The 11,163-nt window shown below is 35.1% G+C and carries 13 protein-coding genes and 1 pseudogene; 4 read left to right on the top strand and 10 right to left on the bottom strand.

The genetic code is table 11. The features are described 5' to 3' along the window. Positions 1 to 189: 189 nt before the first annotated feature. The 3 genes from HNR31_RS18800 to HNR31_RS12520 all read right to left on the bottom strand — a co-directional run bounded on the left by HNR31_RS18800 (position 190) and on the right by HNR31_RS12520 (position 1,900). Positions 190 to 1,014 carry a hypothetical protein gene (locus tag HNR31_RS18800; RefSeq protein ID WP_258561069.1) on the bottom strand — a complete coding sequence of 275 codons (825 nt, stop codon included), beginning with the start codon at positions 1,012 to 1,014 and terminating at the stop codon, positions 190 to 192. Between the two features lie 186 nt (positions 1,015 to 1,200). After that, entirely contained in the window at positions 1,201 to 1,497 is a 297-nt protein-coding gene (locus tag HNR31_RS12515) for a tyrosine-type recombinase/integrase (RefSeq protein WP_258561070.1), read from the bottom strand. Between the two features lie 43 nt (positions 1,498 to 1,540). Further along, positions 1,541 to 1,900, bottom strand: coding sequence for a site-specific integrase (locus HNR31_RS12520; protein WP_181556578.1), 360 nt, complete (start codon positions 1,898 to 1,900; stop codon positions 1,541 to 1,543). 377 nt (positions 1,901 to 2,277) lie between these two features. Between HNR31_RS12520 and HNR31_RS12525 the strand changes: the two genes are divergently transcribed. Beyond that, a complete protein-coding gene (locus HNR31_RS12525; RefSeq protein ID WP_233414621.1) occupies positions 2,278 to 3,327 on the top strand; it encodes a sulfite oxidase in 1,050 nt (349 codons plus the stop codon). A gap of 114 nt (positions 3,328 to 3,441) precedes the next feature. Here HNR31_RS12525 and HNR31_RS12530 read toward each other — a convergent pair whose 3' ends face one another. From HNR31_RS12530 to HNR31_RS12535, 3 genes are all read right to left on the bottom strand, one after another. Beyond that, positions 3,442 to 3,636 (bottom strand): hypothetical protein, encoded by a 195-nt coding sequence (locus HNR31_RS12530; protein ID WP_181556579.1) that lies wholly within the window; start codon positions 3,634 to 3,636, stop codon positions 3,442 to 3,444. Between the two features lie 89 nt (positions 3,637 to 3,725). Beyond that, complete coding sequence (locus HNR31_RS18805; RefSeq protein WP_258561071.1) at positions 3,726 to 3,863, bottom strand: hypothetical protein; 138 nt, start codon at positions 3,861 to 3,863, stop codon at positions 3,726 to 3,728. After that, the gene (locus HNR31_RS12535) at positions 3,860 to 4,324 is read right to left on the bottom strand and encodes a DUF4163 domain-containing protein (protein ID WP_258561072.1); all 465 of its coding nucleotides are present in this window, start codon (positions 4,322 to 4,324) and stop codon (positions 3,860 to 3,862) included. Before HNR31_RS12535 ends, HNR31_RS18805 begins: the two co-directional genes overlap by 4 nt. A gap of 358 nt (positions 4,325 to 4,682) precedes the next feature. On the opposite strand from HNR31_RS12535, the gene HNR31_RS12540 reads away from it, so the two are divergent. Next, on the top strand, positions 4,683 to 5,498 hold the full coding sequence (locus HNR31_RS12540) for a lipid II flippase Amj family protein (RefSeq protein ID WP_181556580.1): 816 nt from the start codon (positions 4,683 to 4,685) through the stop codon (positions 5,496 to 5,498). Between the two features lie 435 nt (positions 5,499 to 5,933). Here HNR31_RS12540 and cyoE read toward each other — a convergent pair. Further along, positions 5,934 to 6,853, bottom strand: a pseudogene (cyoE, locus tag HNR31_RS12545) (heme o synthase). A 122-nt stretch (positions 6,854 to 6,975) separates the two neighbouring features. Between cyoE and HNR31_RS12550 the strand changes: the two are divergent. Together HNR31_RS12550 and HNR31_RS12555 are read left to right on the top strand one after the other, a co-directional pair. Continuing rightward, entirely contained in the window at positions 6,976 to 7,590 is a 615-nt protein-coding gene (locus HNR31_RS12550; RefSeq protein WP_181556581.1) for a TetR/AcrR family transcriptional regulator, read from the top strand. Between the two features lie 710 nt (positions 7,591 to 8,300). Next, complete coding sequence (locus tag HNR31_RS12555; protein WP_181556582.1) at positions 8,301 to 8,504, top strand: YppG family protein; 204 nt, start codon at positions 8,301 to 8,303, stop codon at positions 8,502 to 8,504. 436 nt (positions 8,505 to 8,940) lie between these two features. On the opposite strand, the gene HNR31_RS12560 is transcribed toward HNR31_RS12555, so the two are convergent. The 3 genes from HNR31_RS12560 to HNR31_RS12570 form a co-directional block, all read right to left on the bottom strand. After that, on the bottom strand, positions 8,941 to 9,024 hold the full coding sequence (locus tag HNR31_RS12560) for a YjcZ family sporulation protein (protein WP_081260451.1): 84 nt from the start codon (positions 9,022 to 9,024) through the stop codon (positions 8,941 to 8,943). Positions 9,025 to 9,081: 57 nt separating this feature from the next. After that, positions 9,082 to 9,222 (bottom strand): YjcZ family sporulation protein, encoded by a 141-nt coding sequence (locus tag HNR31_RS12565; RefSeq protein WP_181556583.1) that lies wholly within the window; start codon positions 9,220 to 9,222, stop codon positions 9,082 to 9,084. A gap of 674 nt (positions 9,223 to 9,896) precedes the next feature. After that, a complete protein-coding gene (locus tag HNR31_RS12570) occupies positions 9,897 to 11,138 on the bottom strand; it encodes a DHH family phosphoesterase (RefSeq protein WP_181556584.1) in 1,242 nt (413 codons plus the stop codon). Between the last annotated feature and the right edge of the window lie 25 nt (positions 11,139 to 11,163).

The following is an 11,163-nucleotide window of genomic DNA, read 5'->3' on the forward strand; positions in this document are numbered from 1 at the left end:
CACGTTGGTATGGGTTTCATCGCTATTTACTGCATGTACAATTATGCATTCTTATGCATAATTTTGAGTTTTTACTCTAGTTTTGCAACACCATCTTGTTAAGTATAGATTAATACAAAAGTTATTAAAATATTTTAATTTTTATTCTTTTCTCTAACAAGATAACAAATGTAGGAAGTATAAGATCTACTAATAAGTTAGTGTTAAAGCGTAAGAAGCAGTATCTACTGAAGATGTTGGGGTTATTGATAATCCTGCTGGATATACTGATACACTAGGTTGACCGGAATATAATTTGTGTCCATATTGAATTTTAATATTAATTGTACCATTTTTTGATGTTGGTACATAAACATATTGTCCCATATATCCTTTGTGTAAAGTAAATTCTGTAGAGCTTCTTAAGTCAAATTCACCAGCAACTCCAGCATTTGGTTCCCAATCACTAGGAGTGTAATCAATTGCATAATCTACCCAGTTCCCATTACCTTGTGGATCTTGACTATATCTATGTTGATGTTGTGTTACTGATCCATTACTAGTTGGAAGATAAAATCCTGCACTCGAAGGAAAACCGAAAGTCATTTTATCAACAAGCTCGTAAAAAGGTGATTTCAGCCATTGAAAATTAGCGTAGATATAAAATTTATCGTTGTTTGCCCGATCAGAGGTTACTTTATAAACTGTACCCCATAATTTCATCGTGTCGGTTGGAACAGAATCAAAATCAAAAAATGCATCACACGGCAAAGTCGCGAAATTATTGGAATAGATTGTTTTTGGAGAAATATTACTATATGCATATCCAACAATTTCATCGCCATCTTTCGCTACGATGATGTAGTTCGCTTTCGCTTTTTCGATCGATGGAATCATTCTCGTTTCAAAACACATACCGTCAAACAACTCCGGATGGATCGCTGCTTTAGATTTTTGATAGGCCATTAATTCATTGCATAAATCTTTAATACAAAGAATCTCGTCTTCGGAAATCACTTCATAACGAATACCCATGTTCCAACTTCCTTTCGCAGGGATTAAGTAAAAAATAAGGAGAAGGGCATGCCGCTCCTGGAATTTGTGGGCAGTTCAGAAACAGATGCCATTGTGGCTCATTAAAGCTGCCTTTGCTTTTTTATCTTATGAGGCGAATGTTCGAGATGTCAAGGCCTTAACATTCGCGATACCCGGAAGATTTCCTTAGATAAATATAAATATCTTATGTAAACCACGCGGATTCAGTTTTTTACCGTTTTTATTTAAAAACACTGGTTGGGAAGGATGGAGCTGATATTCTTCTAAACTTCCCATATAGCTTTTAATTAATGGGACAACCATGGGATGAAGGGGGAGTAAGCGCTCTTTTTTTCCTTTCCCATATATACGTATCGTGTTGTTAGATAAATCAATTTGTTTCCAAGTTAGTTCAACAATTTCAGATCTTCGCATACCCGTAGTGGCTAACAGTTTAAATAGAAGATGGTTTCGCATCGCCATTCGGCTATTGTCTTGCTCCAAAAAATGAAATAGCTTTCGTAGTTCAGACAAAGACATACATATAGGTCGGTAATTTACTATCCGTTTTAGGAGTATCAATTCCGATCATAAAATCGTTGTCGATTAGATTTTCTTTGACACAGTATTTACTGAACGATTTCAAGCAAGAAATTCTCCGATAGATCGTTCGAGGTTTGACATTTTCTTTTGTAATCTGATACTGGATGAAGCGACGAACATGTGTTTTTGTAATGTCATTAAGTTGTACAGAATAACCGTGTTGAATTAAGAAGTTCTCGAAACATCTCAAATCATAAGCATAACCATCAACGGTGTTAAGTGAATAGTTTTTTTCAATTTGCAAGTACAACACAAATTCATCAATGGCTTGTCGAAACAACATAAAAACACCTCCAGTTGATAATAAACGACCGATGATAATCGGTAAAAAAATAATGATAATTCGTTTAAAAAATGATAATTCGTAGACACAAAAAATTATGAGGAACTTAAGATAACAAGTTCCGAATAATTGATTTTATGGGCACTTGAGGGAAGAAACCCTCCATTTGTGCAGAAATTATCTAGTAGACATAATATAAATTATAGGAAGTTATTGATTTAAAGAAGAATTTTATCTCAATTTAAAAGTAAACTTATTATATTGAGACAAAAAAGAAAAAGAAAAATAAAATTTAAAATTCAACTCAGTTTATTTGTCAAATATACATAATACAATACATAAAATAAAAATTGATTATTAAGGAGTTGTTTGCTGCATTGAAATTACGTCCTTATTTGACGACGCGGAGTCTTATGCCGGAAAATCAGGAAACGCCGATTCACTTTTTGTTGCGGGAATCAGTGTTTCCGGCGCGTTATTTCTTTCGACGTAATCATTTTCCATTTCCGGAACTGGAATCAAGTGATTTATTCATTCATGGTCAAGTGCAGCGTCCTTTTTCCATCAGCGTATCTCAACTAAAGATGATGCCTTCCAAAAAATTACTTGTTCCCTTGGAATGTGCAGGAAATCAACGCGCGAAGTTTACTCCTCCTATATTTGGTGAACAATGGAAAGATGGTGCCATTAGCCAAGCTGTCTGGACGGGTGTTTCGTTGCGAGAGCTTCTGTCGTTAGCATACATACAAAGCAATGCTAAAGAAGTTATATTTATTGGAGCTGATTTTGGAAAACGTCAAGATATGGATGGTCTTTTTTATTACGCAAGAAGTTTGCCGCTTGAAAAAGCGCTTCATCCAGATACGATCATTGCATACGAATACAACGGAACCCCTCTTCCCTTCAAACATGGTTTCCCGCTTCGTCTTATCGTTCCACAATGGTACGCCATGGCGTCGGTCAAATGGTTGAAACAAATTATTGTCACCGATCAACCTTTCACTGGCCCGTTTCAAACCATTGATTATGTATATTACCCTTACAAATATAGCGATGAGGATAAAAAACCGGTCACTACCATCAATGTCAATTCACTCATTCAATCTCCTCTCGATTACTCGACTCATCGTGCCGGCACTCTTCTTATTGAGGGAATTGCATGGACTGGAAGCGGAAGGATCAAAAAAGTTGAAATTAGCGTGGATGACGGAAAAACATGGGAGAAAGCGGTGCTTATGCTCTGTGAACAAGAACGTTATGCCTGGATACATTGGCATTTTGCATGGAACGTACGTGAAAAAGGAGAATATACGATTTTAGTTAAAGCGACAGATTCAAGCGGCCGCACACAACCATCTGTTCCTATATGGAATCGAAAAGGTTATGGATACAATGCGATACAAAATGTACACGTAAAAATCGAATAAAATAAAAATGTGTAGCGGTGTTTTTCTTCTTTTTTTCAGTGAACCGCTACACATTTAATCATAATATCCAAGTTGTTGCAGTAGGGAAATCATGGTACCATCCTTCCGTGCTAGTTACGCGATATCAATGTGGCGATAACATACACCTTTGTATTGAACGCGGACAGGGGCTCCCTTTTCTTGTTTGTATTTTTTCATAAGCTTTTTTGCTTTCAAAAAAGCATCCATCATCCCTTCAGCCAGAATAGCCTCTTCCCAAACAACCGGCTTGGCTTGCTCTGTGTAGAAAGAAAAGACATACTGTTTCACTCTTCTCACCTCCTATTCATAATTATAAAGAAAAACTGTGTCTATTCAAATATAAAAACTGTTACAATTGTGTTAACTTTTTATGAGTATTATGGAAGCATTTTCCCTAAAGGCGATTGCGGATCAACGACTTTTTCTATGTCGTATACGGAAATCGGAAAATACGGGAATCCAAATGCATAAGCCGTTAACTTATACAACTGATAAAATAGCACAAGTGCTTTCAATGTAGAAATCTTGTTCTGGTGAGACGCTTTTGAACGGAGGATTTAAAAAAAATGTCTCTCTCTTTAATTTGAGTTGACACCATCGACGATAGTACTTTCACGTAATCACTGTCGTCTAAAAATAATTCAGAAAGCAAATATTTTTTTCCTGTCGAAACATCAAATGTTAACCCTTTCATGAGTGTAAGCCCATGGGCACCGCCAGAATAAGCGTAATTGATAATCGTTAAGCTTAAAACATCTTTTTCATTTGTTTTCAGCTCAAAGTGTCCTGTGATTTCAGTCAACGGATTTTCGTAAAACCCTTGGTCCATGAGAATTTGTTGAACAGCAGCTAGTATCTCATAGTTTATTTTTTTCTCCGTTTCTTTGTTCGGTAATCCATAAATAACAGGATAATAAAGTTCAAGACGTTTTTGTTTTACATATTCCGTATGAATGTTAACCGGTAGCGTGACCATATTTTCCTCCCCCCTCCCCTTCACGATATTCGATCATGATCAAAGCCGTGCACTCAATTTGCAACGCTATTTTGGACGATTAGGACGAATCATAGAATAGCGTAGCAAACGAAGCAGATGTAGCCGAAACAAAGACACTCTCATTGAATCGTTGATTTGAAACGAAAAATTAGAAGACGAAAACAAAGAATTGAGAGAACAGTTGAAAGAAGCATACGCGGAGGTTTATAAACTATTGGATAGCAGGAAACATTATTCTCCTCCTTATTCAACAAACAGTCAGGATATGCAATAAAATTTTGTGAATTTTTGGATTATAAATTATAATAGGAGTATCTTCGAAAAGGAAGGGAAGAATATGGACTTCGTCAATGAAAAAGTTTTATTTATATCTCTGTTCATTTTGATTATTCATAGCATAGAGACATTGGCTTATGCAGTAAGGTTATCAGGTGCGAGAGTAAAGTTAATCGCTTCTGCTTTATCTTTATTTAACGTAATGGTGATAGTTTCAAGATTAGCTAATATGATGCAGCAGCCATTTACAGGGAGTTTGATTGATACGGCTCCAAAGCATGGAGCTCTGGAGTTTGTAAAAATGGAGTTTCGGGTACTCATAGGTTCATCTACTCTTGGTACGTTATTAGGAATATTACTTCTCCCCACTTTCATTGCCATCTTCTCGAGAGCCATCATTCATCTTTCAAACAACCGAGGCTCCATATCAGCGTTGATGAAAAAAGGAACAAATATGGCTTTTTTCAAAAGAGGCATAAAACATATACACTTACCAAGATGGTCTTACATAAAAGACATAAACCTCAGCAATGTACCTAAACAATTGTTTTTCTTTAATATGGCGATTACTGCCATATATACAGTAGGAGTGTTCGCTGCTTTGTATGCATCTCTAATGGCACCTGAACGGTCTACAACTGCAATTAACGCTTCTGGTCTAATCAACGGCATAGCCACTATTCTATTGGCTCTGTTCGTTGACCCTAAAATTTCAATTCTTGCCGATGATGTGGTGAATCGAAAAGGAAATTATACAACACTAAAAAGCATTTCTATCATGATGGTTACTTCAAGGCTATTCGGAACTATTTTAGCCCAATTTTTATTTGTCCCCGGAGCATACTATATAGCATGGCTTACTAAGTTCATAGCCTAACGTTATTCTCCTAACGGAAGTGATGCTTAAGGAGAACATATTTTATCCATTCCCTAAGTGTTTTAAAAACGAAAATCCTCTGTTTTTAATCAAAAATCAGGGGATTTTCCATGTGTATCTGTGTTTGTAAAAATCCTAAAGCACTTAACACTACATTGAATAAGAAATATCAAAGGTAGGTACATATTTATAAATAGCGGAACCCCTATTTTCAAAATAAACACACCTTAGGAAGGTCAAAGAATAGCTGTTTTTTCTTGCCATGTTTAAAGAGATTAGCAACAGTTCCACATTTTGGGCGATATGAAGGAGGTGGAATTTACTGTCTCTACTAAGAATCGATAATCGTCCTCATTTTCTTGCATATTAAGAACCTTAAAATTCGGGAGGTTAAGCATATTAATTTTCATCATTCCCCCTTTCCATAACACCATTTTATAAATTAAAAATAATACCCATAAGAGAATATATAATTACAGTTGAAAAGAGAATCGTCATATGAATTAAGGAATAAATAAACATTGATTTTGCCCATCTCTCTGAATCCATCCTCTTATAACCGAAAACACTTAAAATAAGCCATATAACACTTAAAAGAAGTGCCACTAACATAAGTCCAATGCTTAAAGAACTAAAAAGAAAACTTATTGCAATTAATACAATTAAATAAATGTTAGTTTGTATATATGTCCTTTTAACTCCTTTTACAACAGGAAGCATCGGAACTTTTGCAGCCTTATATTCATCGTGTTTTCGAATAGCTATAGAATAGAAATGTGGCATTTGCCAGATAATAGCTATAACAAAAAGGCCAAGGATAGCAGGATGTGTGATATCTGGATAAATAGCAGCCCAACCAATGAGAGGTGGCATCGCTCCTGAGATACTTCCAATCTCCGTATTATAAACTGTTCTTCTCTTACTCCACATTGTATAAGGGAAAATATAAAAAAATAAACCTAGTAATCCTAGAAATGCCGCTAAAGGAGTAGTTAATGCAAGAGCTAGTATTCCGAAAAAAGACATGAAGACCCCAAGCCAGAATACTGCTTTCGGTTTTTTATTTCTCCTGTTACTGTTGGTCTCTTTTTAGTTCTCTGCATGATAGAATCTATATCTCGATCATATAAATTATTAAAAGCTCCTGCTGCCCCTATTACTAGAGTAGAACCAATAAACGAAAATATTATTTCAGGTAATTTCTCAAATAGGCTGATTTGATATGTATATAATGACAATGTTAATCCTGCGAACATTGGAATCAGGTTTGACTTAATAATCCCTGTTTTAATTGTTTGTGAAAGTATTTTTGACCAAGGTTTGTTTTGCTTTATATTGATTTCTTCCTCTCTCATTGTTCTTCCCTCCCCTTATCATCTATATCGATTATAATGTAAAATAGATACTATGCAGGATATAAATACTATATGGTATATTAATGCTATATGGTATGATTGTCAAGAGAAGGAGGAGAAGAATGGTTAGACGAAGATTAACGCAAAAGGAGCGAAAAGAGGAAACAAGGAAATTACTCTTAGACTCAGCTGTTGAGATCTTTGCCGAATTTGGTTTTCACGGTGCTTCTGTGGATAAAATTGCAGAACATGCTGGATTTAGTAAAGGTGCAGTTTATGCTAATTTTAATTCCAAAGAAGAGCTCTTTCTGGCTCTATTGGAACGGCAAATGAATTTGCATGTAGAGAACATCCATCGAGTAATAGACCAACAATATTCACTTTCGCATTTTATTGAAAAAATGGATGAATACTTTAATTTGGTTAGAGAGGAAAATCGAACGTGGAGTATGCTTAATATAGAATTTCTTCTTTATGCGATGCGTAAAGAGTCAGTCCGTAATAAATGGTCTAATATGATAAGGCAATCAGTAGAACAAATATCCAAATCTATTGAAATATTAATGAAGAAAGAGAATCATGAGTTTACTCTTTCATCGGAAGAAATTGCATGGACAATTCTTTCGTTAGAAAATGGCATGGCTATATTCCATTATATTAATGAAGATAGTGTTCCCTTTGATCTATATGGAAAAGCATTAAAAAAATTGCTTCTTTCCCCACAAAAGGAAAATTAAAATAACTCTAATTCTACGGTTTTTAAATATATTAATCAAAAAAACTTTTAATGAATTGAATAAGTGGAATTGTTCAATTTGCTAATACTCAGTTATTAAAAATATTAGCTGTTAAAGGAACAATTCCACACCTTTATCCGATTTATAAAGTAAATAACAATATTTAGCAGTTTAGACTTTCAACTCGATAATCCGAATACCCAATAATTTTAACAATGAGTGACAATAAAGTTGTTTAATTTACAAAAATGTTGTTTAAAAACTTCATCTATATTGTTCCATTAAAGTAAAGGGTCAGTATAGTTTAACTATAGAATGATGAAAATACGTACTACCGTACGATCTTTAAAAAATGAAAGATTCATCTCGTTTTTCTATTTTAGAAAAAGACACTAGAGCTACTTATAAAGATGGCAATTAAGAATTGTCACTCCTAAAAGAAATCTAAACAGATGGTTTTATTGACATTGAATAAAACTCTAAAATTAAAGGACCGAGGGTATTTATGCTCTATGCTTGTTGTCACTCTTTTTCTGATCATCCTCATTATTTTTAGAGGGCAATCATTTTATGTATGATTGCTTTTTTATTATGTATAGGAATAGTAATTAATTATGTGTTTTTAGGGACATGTACCTTTCCTTAAAGGTTCAATTTTTCATATATCTATTAAAGAAAAGATATGTAACTCAAAGGAGGTTTTTCATTTGATGCCTAGAAGATCCATGCCCCCTATTTTTCCTCGTGCTCCATTACGGCGCCCCCCAATAAAGCAAAATAAACAAGATTTCATGTCTTATTTTCGTACATCAGAAGGAAATTTAGATTTTATAAAGATTGCAGGAACGGCTCAACAAGCTAAGAAAATGTTTGATCAAATAAGTCCTCTAATTACAAAATTTCTTAAAAAATAGCCTATTATAAAAACATAAAGAAACCTACAAAAAAGTAGGTTTCTTTTGGCTTGTCGACAAAATTGCCAATCTTTAAAGAACCTATAGGCTCTTTAAAGATGTGTTGATTAAATCATTCATTGATCATTGATCATTTATTCATTTTGCGAATCGAGAAAAGAGGATTCAAATAATGAATCAAGGATTTTTGGTTTTCTTTTTTAGAAAGCGCGCCGTAGCGATCTATTACCTCAACAGGCTTTCCCTGATATCTTCGAACTAAATTTTGTATTTTATCTCTCCTTTCTGGCACAGTAAATGTTTGTACCAAGTGGATCTTTTAAAAAAGGACAGATCATTCCAATCTGTCCTTTGCCTTTCTGAAAATAAGCGAAACTAGCCATTCCGATTAAATGAGGAATTTAAGAAGGTAATTTAATGTTAACTTGTGGAGGAATTAATAACCGCCTAGACCTGTACAAGAACATCCTACAATAATAAGTAAGACGAATAAAACAACAATTAAGGCAAAAGCGCTCATATCTCACACCTCCTATTTATTGTTTATGTTTTTTATAAGAACGTTAGGCTTTATTAGTTAGCTCCAACTCCAAATAGAAGTTCCTACAATAATTAATAAAATGAACAATACAACAATCAACGCAAAATTGAAGCCACCGCCACCGTAGCCACCGTAGCCATATCCTGCACCGCCATATCTTCCACATCCCCAACACATAAATGTTTCACCCCCCCTATTGAGTATGAAGGGATTACTAAACTTCAATCCCTACTTTTAAATTATGCTCTCAAAAAATAGTTGGATTGGACAAACTCACTAATCGATAAGAAAATTCAATATTTACCCTATTAATGTTATTGGATTGCATTTCTGATCATTTTTTTAGATTCAACAAAGGCTAAAAGCGCATGTTATGACATGCGCTTTTAGTAAAGATGAAGGAGGTGCATATATTTATCGGTGGCTACTTAGGAGACTTTTCTCTCCCATGTTATAAGATATGCAAAATATCATAAATGATAATGGACAAGGGTGGATGTAAACGCGGAATTTTTAGCAATGAATTATTAAATATCTATCATATTGGATGTATTCCTTTCGAGGATGAGGACGGATATTACGAATATTATTCCACTCAGACAAAAGAATAATAACTGTGAGAATAGATGATTGAGAGGCTTCACCATGAGCATCAAGATCCACAAATGAAGGGCTTGAATCTATAGAAGCAGTAAAAATCGAACCATACCCGTGTTCGCTTATATCACTATTCATCCCTGGTGCGATATTGGTGACTCATTAATTCACCAAGACAATTAAAAAGACCAAATCAGTATGCGATTTGGTCTTAGAATTGATATGCTATTTTTAGGTCTTGATAATCATCAACATCAGCTTTTTTGTTTATGTTTATATTGTTGCACAGCTTCTGAATAATGGTTGAGAATCGTTTCTTTCTCTAGTGAAAGGTGTTCGTGCAAATAATCAATGACTGCGGCGTCTTCCGCTAATCCCGCAGCAAATTGGCGTTTTAAAAATCGCTCAGCTTTTTCTAGACTTTGAAATGACTCGTTCTTACCATCTTCGTAAGAAATCACCCATTTATGTTCGTCGTTCGCAAAAAGGAAAAACCATTTTTCTTCATTGTTTTTAAAAAAGAAGCCTCTTTCTTGTTCTTTTGTATTGTATTGATTTTGTTCGACATCATGGTAAATGGGCGGTAAGCCAAAAGCATTTACAACAAAGAGTGGAAACGTTTTATCGTCGACAAAACAGCCAGATGCTTTCGGATGGCCGCCTCCGCCAAATTGCTTCGCAAACTCTGCCACATTGATCGTATCATGAATCGTCCGAAATCCGATATGTTTCGTGCCGAGGTTGACCATTGCGACAAGGTCTAAATGCGGACACCGCTTTGATAAGGCATTCCCTAACTCCGATATATACCGCTCTGCAAACACAACACCGACACAATGGTCATTGATCCAAAGTTGAACCATTTGTTTTTGTTTCATGCGAATATACCGATTGATTTTCTTTTCTTCCAAATTAAGAATAAGCTCTTCCGTCTCCGTTAACGAAAATGGAGCATTTGCAGTTAGGCGCTCTTTCATTTGATCAAAAAATTCATCAATTCCTAAAATCGAAAACAAATCATTGAGCCGTTTTGCTTGCACATTATTCGTTTCTTCCCATTCCCATGTATCATATTGGCGAACGAGGTCGACAAACTCGTCAAGCGTTTCGTTACGCTCTAATTTTTGTTCGCGAACAAGGTATTCATAAAATAATGACGTCGCACAAGTCTTTTTTCCAGACTCATCAGTAGGTTGAACCCATCCCCACGGGTATTCATTAAAATGCAAAGCGGTAATGTGATGATCAATCACCTGTACATGTTTCCCGGCCGCAAATCGTTCCGCCAGTTTTTTTTCAACATCTGCTCCAACCGCTAAATCTGTAATAAATATGTGTGCTTCGTCATGTTCTTCGTTTTCAATAAATTGCTGCACTCGTTCGTCTAAGTTCCGATATGAACAATAAGAAATGCTTACCTCATCCTCAAAGGCGATTTTCGCCAACAGTCCACAACCAATTCCATCTAAATCGCTGTCCGTAAACAGTTTAATCATCGCCGATCCTTCCTTTTCTTTATCA

It is taken from the genome of Thermaerobacillus caldiproteolyticus (assembly GCF_013761245.1).
GTDB classification, from domain to species: Bacteria; Bacillota; Bacilli; order Bacillales; family Anoxybacillaceae; genus Thermaerobacillus; species Thermaerobacillus caldiproteolyticus.